The sequence below is a fragment of the Martelella radicis genome (genome assembly GCF_014196625.1).
Classification (GTDB): Bacteria; Pseudomonadota; Alphaproteobacteria; order Rhizobiales; family Rhizobiaceae; genus Martelella; species Martelella radicis.
This window is the reverse complement of the sequence record NZ_JACIDZ010000002.1, coordinates 18209-37170: the sequence shown is the minus strand read 5'-3', so window position 1 is coordinate 37170 and position 18962 is coordinate 18209. Positions and strand designations below refer to the sequence as shown.

The 18962-nt window shown below is 61.6% G+C and carries 19 protein-coding genes; 12 read left to right on the top strand and 7 right to left on the bottom strand.

Annotation, left to right across the window (positions count from 1 at the left end; genetic code table 11):
• Window positions 1-26: 26 nt before the first annotated feature.
• Both GGR30_RS03740 and GGR30_RS03735 read left to right on the top strand, forming a co-directional pair.
• Window positions 27-419, top strand: coding sequence for a hypothetical protein (locus GGR30_RS03740; protein WP_183482729.1), 393 nt, complete (start codon window positions 27-29; stop codon window positions 417-419).
• Entirely contained in the window at window positions 419-1246 is an 828-nt protein-coding gene (locus GGR30_RS03735) for a TrmH family RNA methyltransferase (RefSeq protein WP_183482727.1), read from the top strand. The genes GGR30_RS03740 and GGR30_RS03735 overlap by 1 nt, the downstream gene beginning before the upstream one ends.
• A 6-nt stretch (window positions 1247-1252) precedes the next feature.
• Here GGR30_RS03735 and GGR30_RS03730 read toward each other — a convergent pair whose 3' ends face one another.
• Window positions 1253-1525, bottom strand: coding sequence for a hypothetical protein (locus GGR30_RS03730; protein ID WP_183482725.1), 273 nt, complete (start codon window positions 1523-1525; stop codon window positions 1253-1255).
• Between the two features lie 13 nt (window positions 1526-1538).
• Complete coding sequence (locus GGR30_RS03725; RefSeq protein WP_183482723.1) at window positions 1539-2159, bottom strand: DUF1134 domain-containing protein; 621 nt, start codon at window positions 2157-2159, stop codon at window positions 1539-1541.
• Between the two features lie 204 nt (window positions 2160-2363).
• On the opposite strand from GGR30_RS03725, the gene chpT reads away from it, so the two are divergent.
• The 3 genes from chpT to GGR30_RS03710 all read left to right on the top strand — a co-directional run bounded on the left by chpT (window position 2364) and on the right by GGR30_RS03710 (window position 5771).
• Window positions 2364-3005 carry a histidine phosphotransferase ChpT gene (gene chpT, locus GGR30_RS03720; RefSeq protein ID WP_183482721.1) on the top strand — a complete coding sequence of 214 codons (642 nt, stop codon included), beginning with the start codon at window positions 2364-2366 and terminating at the stop codon, window positions 3003-3005.
• 170 nt (window positions 3006-3175) lie between these two features.
• Window positions 3176-4384, top strand: a complete 1209-nt coding sequence (locus tag GGR30_RS03715; RefSeq protein WP_183482719.1) for an efflux RND transporter periplasmic adaptor subunit — start codon at window positions 3176-3178, stop codon at window positions 4382-4384.
• Entirely contained in the window at window positions 4377-5771 is a 1395-nt protein-coding gene (locus GGR30_RS03710) for a TolC family protein (protein ID WP_183482717.1), read from the top strand. The genes GGR30_RS03715 and GGR30_RS03710 overlap by 8 nt, the downstream gene beginning before the upstream one ends.
• Before the next feature lie 70 nt (window positions 5772-5841).
• Here GGR30_RS03710 and ctrA read toward each other — a convergent pair whose 3' ends face one another.
• Window positions 5842-6543, bottom strand: a complete 702-nt coding sequence (gene ctrA / locus GGR30_RS03705) for a response regulator transcription factor CtrA (protein ID WP_138747588.1) — start codon at window positions 6541-6543, stop codon at window positions 5842-5844.
• Window positions 6544-6976: 433 nt separating this feature from the next.
• Here ctrA and GGR30_RS03700 point away from each other — a divergent pair, with 433 nt between their 5' ends.
• A complete protein-coding gene (locus GGR30_RS03700; protein WP_183482715.1) occupies window positions 6977-7327 on the top strand; it encodes a flagellar export protein FliJ in 351 nt (116 codons plus the stop codon).
• A 161-nt stretch (window positions 7328-7488) separates the two neighbouring features.
• Here the strand turns inward: GGR30_RS03700 and sciP are convergent, their stop codons facing one another.
• Window positions 7489-7764 carry a CtrA inhibitor SciP gene (gene sciP, locus GGR30_RS03695; protein ID WP_138747586.1) on the bottom strand — a complete coding sequence of 92 codons (276 nt, stop codon included), beginning with the start codon at window positions 7762-7764 and terminating at the stop codon, window positions 7489-7491.
• Window positions 7765-8281: 517 nt separating this feature from the next.
• Between sciP and GGR30_RS03690 the strand changes: the two genes are divergently transcribed.
• Entirely contained in the window at window positions 8282-10162 is a 1881-nt protein-coding gene (locus GGR30_RS03690) for a DUF2264 domain-containing protein (RefSeq protein ID WP_183482713.1), read from the top strand.
• 72 nt (window positions 10163-10234) lie between these two features.
• Here GGR30_RS03690 and GGR30_RS03685 read toward each other — a convergent pair whose 3' ends face one another.
• The 3 genes from GGR30_RS03685 to GGR30_RS03675 all read right to left on the bottom strand — a co-directional run bounded on the left by GGR30_RS03685 (window position 10235) and on the right by GGR30_RS03675 (window position 13776).
• Entirely contained in the window at window positions 10235-10996 is a 762-nt protein-coding gene (locus GGR30_RS03685; RefSeq protein WP_183482711.1) for a FadR/GntR family transcriptional regulator, read from the bottom strand.
• A gap of 182 nt (window positions 10997-11178) precedes the next feature.
• Window positions 11179-11973 carry a DUF7402 domain-containing protein gene (locus tag GGR30_RS03680; RefSeq protein WP_183482709.1) on the bottom strand — a complete coding sequence of 265 codons (795 nt, stop codon included), beginning with the start codon at window positions 11971-11973 and terminating at the stop codon, window positions 11179-11181.
• A 12-nt stretch (window positions 11974-11985) separates the two neighbouring features.
• The gene (locus GGR30_RS03675) at window positions 11986-13776 is read right to left on the bottom strand and encodes a heparinase II/III domain-containing protein (protein WP_183482707.1); all 1791 of its coding nucleotides are present in this window, start codon (window positions 13774-13776) and stop codon (window positions 11986-11988) included.
• 302 nt (window positions 13777-14078) lie between these two features.
• Here GGR30_RS03675 and GGR30_RS03670 point away from each other — a divergent pair, with 302 nt between their 5' ends.
• From GGR30_RS03670 to GGR30_RS03650, 5 genes are read left to right on the top strand one after another with little or no spacing between them, the layout of a single operon-like run.
• On the top strand, window positions 14079-15020 hold the full coding sequence (locus tag GGR30_RS03670; RefSeq protein WP_183482705.1) for an ABC transporter permease subunit: 942 nt from the start codon (window positions 14079-14081) through the stop codon (window positions 15018-15020).
• A gap of 13 nt (window positions 15021-15033) precedes the next feature.
• Window positions 15034-15870: a carbohydrate ABC transporter permease gene (locus tag GGR30_RS03665; protein WP_183482703.1), complete on the top strand. Its 837-nt coding sequence runs from the start codon at window positions 15034-15036 to the stop codon at window positions 15868-15870.
• Between the two features lie 3 nt (window positions 15871-15873).
• Window positions 15874-17049 carry a glycoside hydrolase family 88 protein gene (locus GGR30_RS03660; protein WP_183482701.1) on the top strand — a complete coding sequence of 392 codons (1176 nt, stop codon included), beginning with the start codon at window positions 15874-15876 and terminating at the stop codon, window positions 17047-17049.
• Window positions 17050-17079: 30 nt separating this feature from the next.
• Window positions 17080-18189: an ABC transporter ATP-binding protein gene (locus tag GGR30_RS03655; protein ID WP_183482699.1), complete on the top strand. Its 1110-nt coding sequence runs from the start codon at window positions 17080-17082 to the stop codon at window positions 18187-18189.
• Between the two features lie 36 nt (window positions 18190-18225).
• Window positions 18226-18960, top strand: coding sequence for a DUF624 domain-containing protein (locus GGR30_RS03650; RefSeq protein ID WP_183482696.1), 735 nt, complete (start codon window positions 18226-18228; stop codon window positions 18958-18960).
• Window positions 18961-18962: the final 2 nt, after the last annotated feature.

The window sequence follows — 18962 nt, the reverse complement described above, 5'->3', positions numbered from 1 at the left end:
CAAACAATCCCGCGGAGCAATGGACAATGTCGCAACATCGTAACGAAGACCAGGAAGAAGAACAGCCGCTTGATCCGGCCGTTGAACTGGTGCGCCGGCGCATGCTGCGGCTGCAGATCATCTCCGCGCTGATCATGATCGTCTCGTTGATGGCCGTTTTCGGCGCCGTGCTTTACAAGGTCTTCGGAGAGGCCCCGGAGGAGCAGACCGCATCGGCATCGTCGGGCGCGATCGTGCCGGCGGATGCGCCGCGGGCGCTGACCGCGACGCTGCCGCGCGGCTTTACGATCGCCGACATCAGCTATGGCAACGGCCAGGCGCTGATCTACGGCCAGAAGGAAAACGGCGAGCAGACCTTCTATCTTTTCGATCTCAATTCCGGCCGCATGGCCGCCGATGTCGAGATCCGTTTCGACTGATGGCGGCAAGCCCGATCACGATCCGGGATGCCGAAGATGCGCGCATCGCGCCCTTCCGCGCCATAAGGGAGAAGGATCTGGTCGGCCGCCGCGGGTTATTCATCGCCGAGGGCACGGTGGTTCTGCGGGTGCTGGCCGAAGCGCATGCCAAGGATCGTTTCGTTGCCGATCGCATTCTGGTGCTGGAAAACCGGCTCGCAGGCATTGCCGATGTGTTGTCGGCCTTTCCCGAGGATGTTCCGGTCTATGTCTGCGAGGCGGCTGTGATGAACGCGATCGCCGGTTTCGACATGCATCGCGGCGTGCTGGCGCTCGGGCGCGTGGCGGAAAGTCCGGCCGCTTCGCAGCTGATCGCGGGGCTTGGCGAAACCGCGCTTGTCGCCGTCGCCATCGGCCTTTCCAATCATGACAATGCCGGCGCGCTCTTCCGCAACGCCACGGCCTTCGCCGCCGATGCCGTGTTGCTTGACGCGACCTCCTGCGATCCGCTCTACAGAAAGGCGCTTAGGGTCTCGGTCGGTTCGGTTCTGAAAATGCCCTGGAGCCGCGGCGGCAGCGCCGAAGAACTTCTGACTGCGCTGGGTGCGGCCGGTTTCCAGGTGGTTACGCTTTCACCATCCGGCGGCACGGCGCTTAACGCGCTGCCGCCGGCAAAGCGCACGGCGCTCGTGCTGGGTACGGAGGGTGAGGGGCTGCCGGCGCCGATCCTTGAAGCGTTCCGGCCGGTGCGCATCCCGCAATCGCCGGGCCTCGACAGTCTCAATGTCGCGACCGCCGCCGGTATCGCGCTCTATCAGCTCGCGCTTTCGACCGGCCGCATCGGCTGATCGGCGTCAGCCGTCCTTTTCAATCAGTTGCAGCGCCCGGGCGGCAAGGCTCAGCCGGTCGTTGCCGGTGCCCTGGTCGTCGCGCGAAAGGGCTTCCAGGATGGCCTTCTGGGCGCCGGTATCATGGGCATAGGCAATCATCATCGCCGCGAGTTCGGCAAAGGCTTCCCTCAGCGCCGCGTCCTCATGCGGCGCGCCGGCGGCCGCTTCCACCCGCGCGCAAAGCGCGGCGTAGCGCGCCTCGATTTCGCGCTTTCGTGTTTCGGGCTCGACCGCCAAGCCGCATCTCCGCTCAGAAAGGGTTCCAGGTGGGCTTCTGGGTCAGTTTCAGATAGCCGACATTGACGCCGAGACGGGCGCCGACGCCGGAGCGCACGGGCACGATCACGATGTTGCGGTTGGTATAGACCTGCATGGAGAAGCCGGCAATCACATAGGCCGAGCCCGAGACGCCGCCATAGCGGCGGTAAAGATCGGGGATCGAAGGCAGGTTATAGACCAGCATCATCACCCGCGAGCCGTCGCCGCCATAATCGATGCCGAGCGAGGGGCCCTGCCAGAAGACCTTGTGCATGCCTGCATTCTTGGTGTTGAGCTGGCCCTCGCCATAGGTGAGGCCGGCAATGAAGGCGCCGGAGCCTTCCGAGCCGAGAATATAGCCGTTCGGCAGGCCGTATTTGGAAAAAGCATTCTGCAGCGCCGTGGCAAGGCCGGAACTGGCCGAACCGAAGAAATTATTGCCGGCATCAAGCACCTCGTCGGCGGTGAAGCCGCCATTCTGCTGCGGCTGGACGACGGCCGGAGGCTGCTGCGGCTGGGTCTGGGCATGCGCCTGCAGGGTCCAAATTCCCGTCAGCAAGAGCAGGGCGGGCAAGAGGACCAAGACGGGCCTCAGAACTGTTCTGGCAAGCATGGCGGTTCCATTCCTGTTGCTTTCTGGCATGACCTGGGCGCTCTGCCATTGCCTTTTTCTGTGAATATGGCAAGCGTGGAGCCCGCCGCCATTTTAGGGGGAGACCTCTTAACAATGGATTTACCAAATGTGGCGATTTTCCCTGAATGCCTCATTCAGGGGCAGATGGCCTGGCGCGGTCCAATCGGAAGGAAGTCTGAACCGATGAAAAATCCCAATCTGACGCTGAGCGGTGCCGATCTGGCGGCGCTTCTGGCAAGCCGCATCTGCCATGACGTGGTCAATCCGATCGGTGCTGCCGGAAATGGCCTGGAACTTCTCGATGAGGGCGGCATGGACGAGGAAGCGCTGCACCTCATCCGACAGAGCACGCTGAGCGCCACCGTGCACCTGAAATTCGCCCGGATCGCCTTCGGCGCATCGGGCACGCTGCAATCCCCGCTCGATACCGGCGAGGCCGAAACGGCGGCGCGCGACCTGATCGGGCTCGGAAAGCGGGTGACGCTGAACTGGACCGGCCCGCGCCTCAATGCGCCCAAGGACCGGGTGAAACTGCTGCTGAACCTCTTTCTCGTCGCGCAGTCGACCATTCCGCGCGGCGGCACGATCGATGTCGGGCTTGATTCTGCCGGCGACATCTTCGCCTTCATCATCCGCGCTCGCGGCCCTTACGTGCAGATGCCGACCGACTTCGCCCGCATCTATGGCGGGGTGATGGAAGACCCAATCACCTCGCACAACGTGCAGCCCTATTACACGGCGCTTCTTGCTGAGGAATCCGGCATGGCGGTCGAGTTCGTCGTCAATGACGGCGAGGTCGTATTCGAAGCCAAGCCGGCGGTTTGATCTCCGCGAACCTGCCAATCTTCCGCATCGCAGCAGGTGATCCAATTTTCGTCACGCTTTGCCTTCATTGTGGTGAGGACGAGGAAACGCCGAAACAAAATCGTCGCTTCGGCGTTTCAGCAGAAAATCGAGATCATCCAATTCCCGTCAGTTTCTGAGGGAGTCCTGCCGTGTCTTTTGCCAAAGCTTCGCTGAAAATGTCAGCGGGCGCGCTTTTCGTCGTCCTGCCGGGCCTTGCCCTTGCAGACCAGACCTTTGAGATCGCCGTTGCCGATCCGGCCCGAAAGGCCCGACGCGTGCCGGTGGAGTTGCGGCCCTTTCCGGAGGAAATCCTTCGCAGCTGCAAAATCGGTTACGGCCGACCGATGGCGGTGGTCGCGCCGGTTTCCGGGCGTCTGACGCTTGATGTCGCCGACGGGCGATCCGTGAAGGCGGGCGATGTGATCGCGCGTTACGATACGGACGCGCTGGAGCGACGGGCCGAGGAAACCCGGCTCGATCTGGATTATGTGAAGGCGCGGCTCGATTACCGGACGGGCGCCTATCAGGAAAACACCCGCGCCATCCAGAGTCTCGACGAAGCAGAAAAGGCGGCGACGCGCGACTATCTTGCTGCCCAGTTTGCCGAGATGAAGCGGCTTTACGGCCAGGGCCGGCTCGCGCTCGGCCGCTACCAGGAAGCCCAGCGCAAGCTGGACGAGGCCGATGCCGCGCTTGAGCGGGAGCGGCGAGAGAACGCGCTTGCGCGCCAGGAATCTGGCCTTGAGGTCATTCGCCTGACTCATGATGTCAGGAAACGCGAGAATGCGCTCGCCGAGGTGGAGGCCAAGCTCGACAAGGCCGTCGTTCGGGCGCAGGGCGCAGGCCGGTTGGTCGACGTCGAAACCACGACGGCCGCGGACGGCAAGCTGACGGTCGATGAAGGCGACCGGCTCGCGCTCCTGGTCGATCCCGGGCAGCTCGGCGCGCGGCTTCAGTTCAACGATGCCGAGATGCGTCTGGTGCGCAATGCCGATGTCACCGTCACCCCGGAGGTCGACGGCAAGCCGCGTTCCGCCGAAATATCCGCCTTTCGTCCGCTGGAAAATCCGGCGGAGCGGGCCCGGGGCGCGCTTTCGACCGAGGTGGAGGTCGCCTTTCGCGATCCGGCCGGGCCCGCGCTTTTGAACCAGTCGGCAACCTGCCGCTTTACCAAACCGAGCGTGCGTGAGGAGCCCGCAGTGCCGGTCTCCGCAGTGGTGATCAAGGACGACCAGACCTTCGTGCGCAAGGATGAAGGGGAGGAACCGGAACTGATCAGGGTCGAGCTTGGCGATATCTCCGATGACTATATCCGCGTGCTTTCGGGGCTCAATCCGGGTGATTTCGTCCTTGATTGAGCGCGCAAAGACCCTTTCGAGACGGAAGTGTGCGAGCACGCCTTTCCGTCGCCGAACCGCTCTTGCCGGCGTCGCCCTGCTGGGGGTCGCTGCCCTTTCCGGCTGCGCCTCGAGCCAGCTGAAGGAAACGGTGCAGCGGATCGATGTGATGGAGGCGGAGCTCGACGCCCCGCCGCCCGACCCGCCCGATGACGGCAAGGCGCTCGGGCCCTCCGAACTTCTGACGAGCGCCAATGCCAGGGGCAAGGATTTCATGCGCGCGCGCATTGCCCGCGCCCGCGCCGTGCTCGATCTCGACAAGGTCAAATCCGCCCGCTATCCGCGCGTCAGCGCAGAGGCCCGCCAGATATCCACGTTCAACGGTGATTTCGAGGCGATCGACAGCGTTTCCAACATCGTGCTCGGGGTGAACTGGGATATCTCGCGCGCCCTTCTGAGGCTGGACCGCAAGACCGTGAAGGTCGCCGGCCGCCTCATTCCGGTGCAGTACCAAGTGGCCCAGCGTAATGCCACGCGCGAACTGCTCGACACCTATAACGACTACACAGCGCTCGATTTTCAGCGCGAGAATGTTGCGCTGAAGCGAGAGGGACTGCAATGCCGGGTGGATGATCTGGAGGTGGAGGTCGCGCTCGGGAATTCGAGCGCCATGGAGTTCGAAACCCTGAAGGACGAGATCGACGCCGCCCGTCGGGAGGCGATGGCGGTCTCCCGCTCGCTGGCCTCGAAGCGGGACGAGTTGCTCGGCCTTTCCGGACTTGCCGAGGGGGGCTACGAGGTTGCCCCCGGCCGTTCCCTGACGGCGGCGCTTGCCGATTACCCGCCGGCGACCAGCGAGAACGCCGAGGCCTGTTTTGCCCGTTCCGGCAAGAAGCGGCTGGAAGACCTGCTTGTCGAGGCCGCCGCCGCCCAGCTCGAGATTGCGCGCCAGTCGCGCTTCACAAGGCTGACGACGTCGATCCCGAGCTTCATGACCCAGACCGGCGGCTTCAATCTTCAGTTCCTGATCTCCTACGTCTTGCCGATCATCGACGAGGGCGATGCGCTGCGTATGGCCCAGGGCGCGCGTCTGACGTTGCTCGACACGATCCTGACGGCGCGTGACAACCGGCGCGCCTTCATGAGCGATTTCGATTCGCTGAAGCTGGGGATTGCGGGGGCCGAAAGCGAGCTGGCTGCGGCCAGTTCCGTGCTGGCCCGCGCCGAAACGCTGCTGGAAAGCGCCGATCCGCTGGAGCGCTGCACGGCGGCAAATGACGTGGAAAAGGCCCGTGCCGCCGTCAGCGCGGCCCGCTACAAGATCGAGCGGCTGAAGGCCGATCTCAGGCTGCTCTGCGCGCCGCCGGACGAAAGGCGGGACGATGTGGCGGAGGCCGCGAGCGAATAGGCCTCGACCAGGGCACAAAAAAAAGCGGCGCCGGGCGCCGCGTTTTTCAAAGAGGTGAATGGCAGGCGGCTCAGGCCCGCTTCTGCATTTCCTGCTGGTCGGGATCGCGCAACACATAGCCGCGTCCCCAGACGGTCTCGATGAAATTGGTGCCGCCGGCGGCATTGGCGAGCTTCTTCCGGAGCTTGCAGATGAACACGTCGATGATCTTCAGCTCCGGTTCGTCCATGCCGCCGTAAAGGTGGTTCAGGAACATTTCCTTGGTCAGCGTCGTGCCTTTCCGGAGCGAAAGAAGCTCGAGCATCTGGTATTCCTTGCCCGTCAGATGAACGCGCTGGCCGTCGACCTCGACGGTCTTGGCATCGACGTTCACCGAAAGATCGCCGGTGGTGATGATCGACTGGGCGTGGCCCTTGGAACGGCGGACAATGGCGTGGATGCGCGCGACCAGCTCTTCCTTGTGGAACGGCTTGGTCAGATAATCATCCGCGCCGGAGCCGAAGCCGCGCACCTTGTCGTCGGTGCCGGACATGCCGGAGAGAATGAGGATGGGCGTGGCGATCTTCGAAACCCTGAGCGCCTTCAGCACTTCATAGCCCGACATATCGGGAAGGTTGAGATCGAGAAGGATGATGTCGTAGTCGTAGATCTTGCCGAGGTCGACGCCTTCTTCCCCGAGATCCGTCGTATAGACGTTGAAATTCTCGCTCTTCAGCATCAGCTCGATGCTCTGAGCCGTGGCGCTGTCGTCTTCGATTAAAAGAACCCGCATGTCTTTCCCCTTGAACCGCCGCAATTGAAAGGTCTGGTGTCGCCCCGACGCGATACGGACTCAGTGATGACCTGATTTAGAAGCTGCCATTGAATGGTTAACAAATTCTGATTCATTTTGGCAATACGGACATAATTCATTAATGAACATTTCAATATCATTGAAATCATTATGTTTTTTCGGTCATCAGGTCCGATAAAAAAGATTAACCAAACTTCCTAAGTGACTCATTCGACTCGCAAGTTTTGGTTTTTTTGCCGCTTTCGGTTTACCGACCCTTAAGTGATGCGTCCTATGATCATTGATGACTGTAAATGAAAGGTTACCGGGATTTCGAATTCGTTAATCAATTCCCAGGGACTAGAGAACGAATCAGAAATCATGAAGGGGGGCGCCTTTCGGCAATGCGTTCGTCAGCCGGGGAGTTTTGCGTATGAAGGCACGAAACAGTCTGTTGCGTCTGAAGGCGTTTCAGGTGAAGGAAAAGAAGCGGCAGTTACAGCAACTGCAACTGATGATGGATGAGTTCGCGCGCATGTCGGACGAACTCATGCAGCAGATCGCGGCGGAAGAAAAGCGTTCCGGGATTTCCGATCCCGCCCATTTCGCCTATTCCACATTCGCGAAGTCCGCTCGCCAGCGAGCCGACAATCTGGCCGTTTCCGTGGCAGACCTGCGCCAGCAGCAGGCGGTCGCAGAAGCCGAACTGGTCCAGATGGAAGTCGATTACGAGCGCGCCGCGGCGCTGGAAATGCGCGAGGGGCCGAACCGCAAACGCGCCTGACCCTTCGCAGCCGCGAGGAACGCATCAAGGCCGCATCCCAAAAGGGTGCGGCTTTTCGCTTTGGGGGGCAGAAACAAAAAAGGCGCTGCCGTCCTTGCGGACGAGAGCGCCGTCTTCTTGTCGGTTGAACCACGCCCGGGGGGCGAGTCCTCCGCGTCGCCTCAGTTGCGGTATTGCTGGATACGGGTCGTCCGGAGACCGGCAAGGCCGTGATCATCGATCGACGACTGCCAGGAGAGGAATTCCTCGACCGTCAGGCAATAGCGCTCGCAGGCCTCTTCCAGGCTCAAAAGCCCGCCGCGCACGGCAGCGACCACTTCGGCCTTGCGCCGGATCACCCAGCGTCTTGTGTTGGAGGGCGGCAGGTCTGCCACGGTCAACGGACTGCCGTCCGGGCCTATGACGTATTTTGCGCGAACGCGGGCTAATTCGGTCATCGTACTCTCTACACAAACTCACAACCTATGGCGTCAAGCTAGCGCGGTACTTTTAAAATTTGCCTAAGGGCGGGGTAACCCTCTGGTAACCAGAATGCCTGTCTCCCAGCCGCTTGGCGCTCCGGAACCGAATATGGATGGCACGCGCAGGACACGGCCAAGCGTGCGTACGAGGCAGGCCATTCGATCAGCAAGAGACCAGGGCGACGGTTCGGGAGCGTGGACGCGTGCAAGGAGGCCTTTTGCGTGGCTTCAGGACCTGGAACGCGGCAGCGCGTTCGGGCGGAGGCCGGGGAGCGAAAGTTTCAAATCGTTTGAGTTAGCTATTTCTTACGTTGAGAATATTGTCTATCGTGCAGGGCCAGCTTTGCCGTGCGGCCTGTCACGCAGGGGAATCCGAGCCGGTGGGCGCGCTCGCGGTGGCCGGATTTCGGGGGGCGACCTTTTAATTGTCGCTGCATCGCGGTAGATGTGCCCCAGAGGGATGAGGCAGGAAATATACGAGGAGTTCAGAGGCATGGTTTCCGGACAGTCGTTTTCCAGATGGGATCGCCAGCCGCTCGTGCGGCGGATGGCGGGCTGTAATCCCATGGCCGGCAACCCGCTGAAGACCAAGGCAGATCTCCAGGCCGCCATGACCAGTTTTTATGCGCCGCTCGTGCCGTGGTATTCGCCCGGCAACGCGCGTCTGCGCCTTTCTGCCGGTTCGGCCCATTATGACGACGACGCGGCTGAGATGGAGGCGTTCATCCGTCCGCTCTGGGGCATTGTGCCGCTGGTGGCCGGCGGGTTTGATTTCGAGGATGGCTGGCGCTTCGTCGAAGGGTTTTCCCATGGGATGGACGTCAACCACGAGGAGTTCTGGGGTGAGCCCGCCGATTTTGACCAGCGCCTGGTCGAAACCGCAGGCATCGCTCTTGCGCTGCTCGTCGCACCCGAGGATTTCTGGCGTCCGATGTCCGAGCCTGCCAAGGACAAGGCCGAACGGTGGCTGCTGAAGATCAATGAACGCGACGTGCCGGACAATAACTGGTTGTTTTTCCGCGTTCTCGTCAATCTCGGTCTGAGGAATGTCGGCCGCCAGTGGTCTGAGGATGCGGTGCGCGCCGCGCTCGACCGCATCGAGACCTATTATCTCGGAGATGGCTATTACCGGGACGGCAAATGGGGGCACCGCGATTACTACCTGCCGATGGCGCTACATTTCTACGGTTTGATGGTCGCCAAATATGCCGGCGATATCTTTCCCGACCATGCCGGGCGCTACCGGGAGCGCGCGCGGGCGTTCGCAGGGGACTTCCAGCACTGGTTTGCCGATGATGGCTCGGCCGTGCCCTATGGCCGCTCGCTGACCTACCGTTTCGCCGAAGGCGCCTTCTGGGCGGCCTGCGCCTTTGCCGATGAGGAGGTGCTGCCTTGGAGCCGAATAAAGGGTCTGCTCCTGCGGCATCTTCGCTGGTGGTCGGAAATGCCGATTGCCGATCGGGACGGCGTGATGACCATCGGCTATGCCTATCCCAACCTCCTGATGTCTGAATCCTACAACGCGCCGGGCTCGCCCTACTGGGCGCTCAAGACATTCCTTGTTCTGGCGCTCGATGAGGACCATCCGTTCTGGGCGGCGGAGGAAGAGCCGCCGGAAGCGCTGCCCGGCGGGCGCGTATTTTCGCCGGCGGCCGGTTTTATTCTGAGGCGCGGGCCGGGCGACGCCGTGATGCTGACGGGCGGGCAGGACGGGCGGGAACATCGCGCCCATGACGCCAAATACGCCCGTTTTGCCTATTCCTCCGCCTTCGGGTTTTCGGTGAAGTGCGATGTGACCCTGCCGGATCATCCCGACCGCAGCGCGGTCGATTGCGGTCTTTCCATCTCGCGCGACGGGCTGAACTATATCCCGCGCGCGGTGATCACCGAAGAGGGCGTCGACCGCGGCATGGTCTGGGGCGCATGGCAGCCGGACGACCGGTTGCGGATCGATAGCTGGCTGGATTTCGCTGGCGAAGGCTGGCATATTCGCCTGCATCGCATCAGAACCGAGGACCGGCTGTTCGTCAGCGAAAGCGGATTTGCCGTTGACCGCACCGGCGAGCGTGATCCGGCCTTTGCCGGGGGGCTTTCCGCTTCCGCCGGCCAGGCATCAATCGCGACGCCGACGCACACCAGCGCGCTAGCCGATCTTTCCGGCGCGCGAGAAGGCGAGATCATCCGCGCGGCGCCCAATACCAACATTCGCTTTCCGAGAACGCTTTACCCGCGGCTGTTCGGCGAGTTGCCGGCTGGCGAGCATTTCATCGCTACCGCAGCCTTCGGCGCTACCCGCCATCTGAAGACCCTGCCGCCGGTCGATGTGCCGGAGATGGTCAGGGCATTCTGCGCGGAAAACGGCGTGACGGTCTGAGGTTTCTATCCGGGCTTTGAGGGGGCGATCGGCATCCTTCGGCCGCCGGCGCTCTTGCCCGGCTGAAGCTCTTCAGGCTTCGCTGTCCTGCTGGAGCCTTGCCATGTGGCGCACCCGCTCTTCCCGCAGAAGATTGCGGTAGCGCCCGAGGCTGCCTTTCAGGTGTTCGCGCATCGCATCGCGCGCGCCCTGCTCGTCGCCGCTGGAAATGGCGAAGATGATCCGTTCATGTTCCTTGATCAGCAGGTTTCGGTAGGCGACTTCGCCGCCCTCGTCGGTTTCGATCACCTGGCCCGTCTGGGGAATGATCGCCTTGCCCTGCATTTCCAGGAACGTCGCGAAAAGCGGATTGTTGGTGGCCTTGGCGATGGCGAGATGCAGGCCGATATCGGCCTCGCTCCAGGCCTTGCCGTCGTTGCGCCCGGCAATGCCAGCGGCATGCTGCTCGAAGATTTCCTCCTCCTGCGCAGGAGAGCGCCTGAGCGCGGCAAGGCCTGCGGCCTCGATCTCCAGCGGAGTGCGGGCCTCGAGGATTTCCAGAGAAGTATAGATCCGCTCCGAATCGACCATCGGATTGGTGCGCTTGAAGGCAAAGGAGATCGGATCGAGCACGAACACGCCCGCGCCCTGGCGCGGCTCGACAAGCCCGTCGGATCTGAGCGCGGCCACCGCCTCGCGCACGACAGTGCGCGAAACGCCGTGCTCCTGTGTTAGCCGGGCCTCGCTCGGCAACTTGTCTCCGGGCTGGAACGCGCCGTCAAGAATGGATTTCCGCAAGGCTTCGCTGACCTTGTGGACCAGAGTTCCGTTCCGGGCGGCGGTTTGCGTTGCCAAAGTTCATCCCCTTTGAGACAGGGCCGTTCAAAATCGCGCCCTCTGGACCGGACCGGCGGTCTCTCGGTTGTGAGGCCAAGCTCGTCGAGGACGGAATCGGCCCTTTCGTCAGAAATTGTATGATAAGTTAAGGCAAAATGCAATACAACACTGCCTTGGGGAAAGACGAGTGGAAGGGGCGGTCAGGCTTTCGCCTCCCGGCCCCAGACCTCGATCTGGGTCAGCGCCGGAAAGGGGGAGGGGTCGTCGGCCTTCACCAGCTTTTCAAGCCGCACCCATTCCGTCTCGCGTTCGTCAAAGGCGAGGCGCTGCGCCGCTCCGGTCTTTTCAAGCGGCACGTCGATTGAATGTCCGTCGCTGAAGGCGAGTCGCGCCGAGGTCCACCAGGCGTCATGCGGGAAATCGGCTCTGGTATAGAGCACCACCGATTGGGCGATGACCTTGCGGCCGAAATCAACGGTCATTGTTGCTTCCGGATCGCAATTGATGCCCCAGCTTGTATAGGGCCAGAAGCCGTGGTCGTCGCTGGCGATCTCGCCGTCGATGGCATTGCGCGCGGCAAAGGCCGCCTCGCCGCGGGTCTCGACGCTGGCGAAGGCATGCGGGTAGGTCGCGCGGCTTTTCCCGTGATCGGCGGGGTTGAGCGCCAGGTTGCGGATGCCGGAAAGCGCGTCCGCGCCCGTGGCATGCGCCGAAATTCTGTGGCCGTCGCCCGCGAAAGCCGTCGGCGCGTAGATGGTTTTCGCGTCGCCGAAGGGGACGGGAAAGCTGAAGCTCCCTTCCCTCAGCAGTATGATCGCCGGCGCGAGCGCGCTGTCGATTGCAAGCGTCACGAAGCGTCCGGGGCTGTCTGTCTCGATGGTGATGCGGTCGCCGGCTTCATAGCGCTCCCTGAAAAACAGTGAAACGGCCTCGGTTCCGGTCTTGCGGGCGCGCACCTCGCCGGCCTTGTCCAGAACGGAAAGCGTGATCTCCATGGGTGTCTCCCGTCAGTTGATGAGAAGCCTGAGCGTCTTTGCGCCCAGGGGTATTTGTATGCGATAGAGCGTGTCGGGCCAGGCGGCTCTCAGGCGCTGATCGGTGATGGCGATGGCCTCGACTTCAGGCATGCCGCCGCCTTCGACGGCGATCTCTCCGAGACCGGCGAGGGTGATCCGTCCTTCGACGAGCTCGGGTTTTATCGCGACCATCAGCGAGAGCGTGGCGGGCTTTTCCGCGTCGCATATGTCCGTGATGTCGATGCCCCGGTCCTTGGTGAAGGTCACCGTGCGACAGTAGGTTTTCACACCCGCCTCCCTAGGGTAGGCCCCGGCCAGGTCCATGGAGATGCGTGCGGCTTCGTTTGAAAGCGAAACCCTGACGTCGCGTGCCGCAAAGGTTTCTCCGTCCTGCTGCATCACCCCGCCGAAGCTTGGCAGGTTGTGATAGGCGGACTGCATGGTCCAGATTTCATAGCGGCGGGGGGAGAAGGTCCTAGCGGTATAAGTCTCCACGCCGACATCGATAAGGAAGGGTTTTCCGTCCTTGTAGAGCGTGAAACTGCCGGTATCGTTGTGATTGTGACTGTCACCGTTGTCGCCGGCCTTCACCGCAAGCGCATAGCGTTCGTTGCGCGCCACCATCAGCCCGATGCTCGGGAAGAAACAGTCTTCGGGCGTCGGACGCGGCGCCTGATGCGCGGCCAGTTCCGAGGCGGTCATCGCGCCCTGGAGGCGGTAGAACAGGTTGATCTCTTCCGGGGCGTCGGGCTCGGGCGAAGCCTTCCAGTCGGCGGCGGCGAAATCGGCAAGCAGGGTCGAGCCGACGGCCTTGCCGAAGAGATATTCGCGCGCGCCGCAAAAGCCCGCCCGCGCAGAGGAATCGGCGAAATTGAAATAGCGGTCGTCGCCGACATGCATGGATGCGATGAATTCCGCCATGTTGCGGATCTTCTGTTCGCGAAAGAGCGGGGCAAAGGCGTCGGGCGCGACCGTGGCGAGGATATTGAGGGCGTTGAACAGGCAGAGCCCGGCATGGCGATAGTAGAGCACGCCCTCCTCGCAGGCCCCGTCATCGCCGTAGTCCTTGAGGAAGAAATCGAGACTGGCGGCGGCTTTCTGGACCACGCTCAGGCGCGTCTGATGATCGAAGGGGCGGGAGAAGGCGGCCAGCAACACATTCTGCGTGCACCAAGCCGTCCAGTTGTTCATCGGTTCTTCGCCCCGGCCCATCCACCAGAAATGCTCTTCCAGGTAGGGGCGGATGACGCGGCGGCTGACCTCGCAGTCAAGCCGGGCCACGATCATGGGCGTCACTGCGTTCAATTCCGCTTCGAACAGGCTCGTAAGCACGGCAAGCTCGGCGCCGGTTTCCGCCGCGAAAAGGTCGACGACCGGGCGACGCGGATCGGGCAGCGGCAGAACCTTCGCGTCGCGGATATAGACATTGTGGGCCGGCAGCTGCCAGCCGCTCTCCTCGGCAATCAGCATCGCGCCGTCGATGATCCGGTCGAGATAACGCCCGTCGCCGGCAATGCACTCGCCGAGCGCCAGCGCGTTCAGCATGCGCCGGCGCTGCATGTAGGGAGTCTCGTAGCCGATGCGGTCGCCATTGCGGGAAAAGGCGAGATAGGCGTTCGCGGAAAGCGCCGGCCATGCGGCGGGGCAGTTTTCGGCGGCCTTGGTCAGCCGGGCGGCGTATTCCTCTGGCAGGGATGACCATTTGTCACGGTCGGCGGCAGGCCAGCCCGGCGAAAAAGGCTCGAAGGCATCTGGCAGGGCCTGAAGGCGCTCGCGAAACATTCCGTCCTCCCGTATCCGGCCGGTCCCGTGTGCGGACGGGTGACGGCGCGGCATGAACTTGTTCTTTTTCCGTGCCTGCCCTCGGGCCGCGAGGCCCTCTGTCTACGGAGGGAGGCATGGATTTCGCTATGCTCTAGCACATATGTCGGATAAGTTTTAGTCAGAAAAATACATTTTTGGCTACTTGTATTATATGTTTTCCGACGATAGGATGAGCCAAAATCACGGACGTCCGCCATGGCGTCCGTAAAAGGCTTTCCCGGTCTGTCGCCCTGCGGCGGTCCGCAGGATGGGAGGATCACGTGGCTGCCACCGGCTTAGGACTAGCGACCGGGGAGAAGAGGACGAAGCGCCGTGTGCTGACAAAGCGTCAGCAGAAGCGGCGGGCAAACCTCGTCGCCTTCTCCTTCATCGCGCCGAACTTCCTCGGTTTTGCCGTCTTTACACTCGGTCCGATCATCTTCGCCTTCGCCCTTGCCTTCATGCACTGGGATGGATCGAACCCGATCGAGTTTGCCGGTCTTGCCAATTTCTTCGAGCTTTTCCGCGACAGGGCCTTCCAGGCTGCCTTCTGGAACACGATCATCTACACGGTGTTTTCCGTGCCGCTGACCATGGCCTGCTCGCTCGGCCTTGCCATGCTCTTGAACAAGAAGATCTTCGGGCGCGATTTCTTCCGCGCCGCGATGTTCTTTCCCTATGTCGCCTCGCTGGTGGCCGCCGCCGTCGTCTGGAACATGCTGTTCAACCCGGAAATGGGTCCGGTTAACATGATCCTCTACACGATGGGCATTGATCCCAAGAACCTACCCGGCTGGGCCGCCGACAAGGACTGGGCGATGGTCACCATCATCCTGTTCGGCATCTGGAAGCAGGCCGGCTATTTCATGGTGATCTATCTGGCCGGCCTTCAGGGCGTGAACCGCGAACTCTACGAGGCGGCCGATCTCGACGGGGCGAACGCCTGGCAGAAATTCTGGAACGTGACGCTGCCGCAGTTGGCGCCGACCACCTTCTTTGTCTCGGTCATGCTGACCATCAACTCCTTCAAGGTGTTCGACCAGGTCTACATGATCACGCAGGGCGGACCCGGAACCTCGACGCTGGTGCTGGTCTACCACATCTACAACGAGGCCTTCATCTCCTGGGATCTCGGCTATTCGAGCATGGTCGCCCTTGTCCTCTTCGTCCTGGTTCTGGCCGTCACGCTGATCCAGTTCCGCTATTCGCGCAGTCTCGATTAAGGGGAAGGGTCAGATGCAAATTTTCGGTCGCAAGATCAAACTCTCCACGATCGCCCTCTACGCGCTGATCATCGTCATCACGATCATCATGCTGCTGCCATTCGCGTGGATGCTCTCGGCGTCGCTGAAGTTCAACCGCGAGGTGTTCGAATTCCCGATCCACTGGATCCCGGAAAATCCGCGCTGGTCGAACTATGTGCAGATTTGGACCAAGATTCCGCTCGGTCTCTTCGTCTTCAATACGGCCAAGATCACGATCATGGTGACGCTGCTGCAGCTTTTCACCTCGTCCTTTGCGGCCTATGCCTTCGCCAAGCTGAAATTTCCCTATCGCGACGTGCTGTTCCTCGGCTACATCGCCACCATCGCCATGCCCTGGCAGGTCTACATGGTGCCGCAGTTCATCCTGATGCGGGAGTTCGGGCTTTATAACACCCACTGGGCGCTGATCGCGCTGCAGGCCTTCACCGCCTTCGGCGTGTTCCTGATGAAACAGTTCTACATGTCGATCCCGGACGAACTCTGCGAGGCGGCCCGCGTTGACGGCATGAATGAATACCAGATCTGGTGGAAGATCATGCTGCCGCTGTCGAAGCCGGCGCTGTCGACGCTGACGATCTTCACCTTCGTCTTCGCCTGGAACGACTTCCTCGGTCCGATGATCTACCTGACCAAGACCGACCTGAAGACCATCCAGATCGGCCTTCGCATGTTCATCTCGCAATATTCGGCCGAATACGGCCTGATCATGGCCGCCTCGGTGGTTGCCATCATTCCCGTCCTCGCCGTCTTCCTGGCGCTGCAGCGCTTCTTCGTCGAAGGCGTCGCCAATGCCGGGATCAAGGGGTAAAGCATGACCAAGCATGAAAAAGGCTTTGCGGTTCAGCCGATTTCCGACGCCGAGGTCGCCGACGCGATCGCCGTCGCCGTCGCCCAGGTGCGCCGCAATCTGCCGGACTTCACCTATCGACAGCAGAACCATTCGAGCGTCGACAATTTCTATCCGGCGATCGACAACAACCAGTGGACCTGCGGTTTCTGGCCGGGCGAGATCTGGCTCGCCTATGAGCTTTCCGGCGACAAGGTGTTTCAGCACGCCGCCCAGATCCAGGTGCAGAGTTTTCTGAACCGGATCGAAAACAAGATCGAGGTCGATCATCACGATATGGGCTTCCTCTATTCGCCGACCTGCGTCGCCGCTTGGAAGCTGGTGGGCGATGAAGACGGGCGGAAGGCCGCGATCCTGGCCGCCGATCAGCTGATCGCGCGTTTTCACAAAGTCGGCGGCTTCATTCAGGCCTGGGGCGCAATGGGGGCGCGGGAAAACTACCGCTACATCATCGACTGCCTGCTGAACCTGCCGCTGCTCTACTGGGCAAGCCGCGAGACGGGTGATGATAAATACCGCGACATCGCCCGCATTCATGCGGCAACGACGCTCTCCAATTCCTTCCGCGCGGATGGTTCGACCTACCACACCTTCTTCATGGATCCGGAAACCGGCGGTCCGGTGAAGGGCGTCACAGTGCAGGGCTATCGTGACGACAGCGACTGGGCACGCGGCCAGGCCTGGTCGGTCTACGGTCTCGCGCTTTCCTATCGCTACGACCCGAAGCCGGAATATGCGGCCATGTTCAAGAAGGCGCTCGATTTCTTTATGACGCGGCTTCCCGCCGACATGGTGCCCTATTGGGACATGATCTTTTCAGACGGCGATAACGAACCGCGCGATAGCTCGTCTGCCGCGATCGTCGCCTGCGGCCTGCTCGAAATGGCCGAGATCGTCGGTGGCGAGGAGGCCGGCGAGTATCGCGATATCGCGAAGCGTTTCGTGAAAAGCCTGGCCGATAACTACGCGGTGAAGGATCCGGCGGTTTCCAACGGGCTCGTGCTGCACGGCACCTATTCGAAGAAAACCCCCTACAACACCTGCACGCCGGAAGGCGTCGACGAGTGCGTGTCCTGGGGCGACTATTATTATCTCGAGGCGTTGACGCGGCTTTCGCGCAACTGGTCCTCCTACTGGTAACGCCCGCGGCGGCTTTGAGAGGATGGGATTATGTCCGGTATCTCGCTGAGAAAACTGAGAAAAACATACGGCGCGCTGACGGTCGTTCACGACATCGATCTGGAAATCGCCGACAAGGAATTCATCATTCTGGTGGGGCCATCCGGCTGCGGCAAGTCGACGACGCTGAGGATGATCGCGGGGCTGGAAGAGGTGTCGGCAGGCGAGCTCTATATCGGCGACGAACTCGTCAACGACGTACCGTCAAAGGAACGCGATATCGCCATGGTGTTCCAGAACTATGCACTTTATCCGCATATGACGGTCTACAAGAACATGGCCTTCGGTCTGCAACTCAGAAAGGCGCCGGAAGCCGAGATCGAACAGAAGGTTCGCGAAACGGCGAAGATTCTCGATATCGAACACCTGCTGAACCGCAAGCCGAAAGCGCTTTCCGGCGGTCAGCGCCAGCGCGTGGCGCTCGGCCGCGCCATGGTGCGCAATCCGGAAGTGTTCCTGCTCGATGAGCCGCTGTCGAACCTTGATGCCAAGCTGCGCGGCTCGATGCGCACGGCGATCACCAAGCTGCACCGCCAGCTCGACAGCACCTTCATCTATGTCACCCACGACCAGGTGGAAGCCATGACCATGGCGGACCGCATCGTGGTCATGAAGGACGGCCATATCCAGCAGGTCGACACGCCGCAGATGCTTTACGACAATCCGGTCAACATGTTCGTCGCCGGCTTCATCGGCGCGCCGCAGATGAACATGATGACTGTGACCGTCGAGCGCGACGGCGAGAACTGGGTCGGCCGGTTCCACGAAACGGCCTTCCCGCTGATCGTCGGCGACAAGGCGGAGCGGCTTGCCGCCTATGAGGGCAAGGAAATCATTCTCGGGCTTCGGCCAGAGAATTTTCATGAATCCCAGCCTTATGACATCGCGCCGGAACTGACCTGCCCGTTTACCGCGCTGGTTGATCTGGCCGAGCCGATGGGCGCCGAGATCCACCTCAACATGACGGCCCATGGACACGACATGATCGCGCGCGTTTCCCCGCGCTGCACGGCAAAGGACGGCGAGACCATCGATCTGATTGCCGATCTCGTCAATCCGCATCTTTTCGACAAGGAAACGGAGCAATCCATCCTCTTCTAGCAATTCGGATTTGAGGGGCGCGGGAGGCGTTCTGACATGAACTGGCTGACCAACTGGATGATGCGTGAAGGACCGGGCATTCCCAAGAATGCGCCGAAGAAGAAGGGGCTTGCCCTCTTCGCCTTCATTCTCGTCCGCGAGGCCTGGGACCTGTTCAAGCTCAACATCCTGATGCTGGTCTGCTCCATTCCCGTGATCACGGCGCCAGCGGCGCTTGCTGCCGGCATGCGCATCACGAATGTAATGATCGAGGACGAAAACATCTGGCTCTGGCGGGACTTCCGCCGCGCCTTTGCCCGCCATTTCCTGCAGGCAACGGCATGGGGGCTCGCCGCTGCGCTGATCCTCGGCCTTGCCGGCTATGCGGTCTATATCTACGGGCAGCTTGCCCGCCACGCGCTCATCTATGTTCTGCCGACGGCGATCGGCGTCTGCGTCATCGCCTTTGTCTCGATCGTGGCCGTCTGCCTGTTTTCGGCAATGACGCAGTTCGAGCTTTCCGGCCCGCGACTGCTGCAGACGGCGCTTCTCGCGGCGATCGCGCGACCGCTGCCGGTGCTTGCCGGGCTCGCCTTCGTCGCAGCGCTCTGGCTCATCCATATCGTCTTCTATCCGGTCACCGTGTTCACCCCGGTGGTCTTCAACTTTTCCCTTGGCGCGCTCGCACTGGCATTTGGGGCGCACAAGGCAACCGGTTTCGCGTTTTCCCGCATTTTGGGGGCGGATAGTCCGGACGCGAAAACCATGGCAACGGCGCAAAAGCGCGCCTAAAC

Excerpts from the sequence above, each read along its gene's own strand:
- GGR30_RS03660 (WP_183482701.1), top strand. The coding sequence starts at position 15,874 with ATGACCAAGCATGAAAAAGGCTTTGCGGTTCAGCCGATTTCCGACGCC.
- GGR30_RS03735 (WP_183482727.1), top strand. The coding sequence starts at position 419 with ATGGCGGCAAGCCCGATCACGATCCGGGATGCCGAAGATGCGCGCATC.
- GGR30_RS03655 (WP_183482699.1), top strand. The coding sequence starts at position 17,080 with ATGTCCGGTATCTCGCTGAGAAAACTGAGAAAAACATACGGCGCGCTG.
- GGR30_RS03700 (WP_183482715.1), top strand. The coding sequence starts at position 6,977 with ATGAAGGCACGAAACAGTCTGTTGCGTCTGAAGGCGTTTCAGGTGAAG.
- sciP (WP_138747586.1), bottom strand. The coding sequence starts at position 7,764 with ATGACCGAATTAGCCCGCGTTCGCGCAAAATACGTCATAGGCCCGGAC.
- GGR30_RS03680 (WP_183482709.1), bottom strand. The coding sequence starts at position 11,973 with ATGGAGATCACGCTTTCCGTTCTGGACAAGGCCGGCGAGGTGCGCGCC.
- ctrA (WP_138747588.1), bottom strand. The coding sequence starts at position 6,543 with ATGCGGGTTCTTTTAATCGAAGACGACAGCGCCACGGCTCAGAGCATC.
- GGR30_RS03725 (WP_183482723.1), bottom strand. The coding sequence starts at position 2,159 with ATGCTTGCCAGAACAGTTCTGAGGCCCGTCTTGGTCCTCTTGCCCGCC.
- GGR30_RS03740 (WP_183482729.1), top strand. The coding sequence starts at position 27 with ATGTCGCAACATCGTAACGAAGACCAGGAAGAAGAACAGCCGCTTGAT.
- GGR30_RS03650 (WP_183482696.1), top strand. The coding sequence starts at position 18,226 with ATGAACTGGCTGACCAACTGGATGATGCGTGAAGGACCGGGCATTCCC.
- chpT (WP_183482721.1), top strand. The coding sequence starts at position 2,364 with ATGAAAAATCCCAATCTGACGCTGAGCGGTGCCGATCTGGCGGCGCTT.
- GGR30_RS03675 (WP_183482707.1), bottom strand. The coding sequence starts at position 13,776 with ATGTTTCGCGAGCGCCTTCAGGCCCTGCCAGATGCCTTCGAGCCTTTT.
- GGR30_RS03665 (WP_183482703.1), top strand. The coding sequence starts at position 15,034 with ATGCAAATTTTCGGTCGCAAGATCAAACTCTCCACGATCGCCCTCTAC.
- GGR30_RS03690 (WP_183482713.1), top strand. The coding sequence starts at position 8,282 with ATGGTTTCCGGACAGTCGTTTTCCAGATGGGATCGCCAGCCGCTCGTG.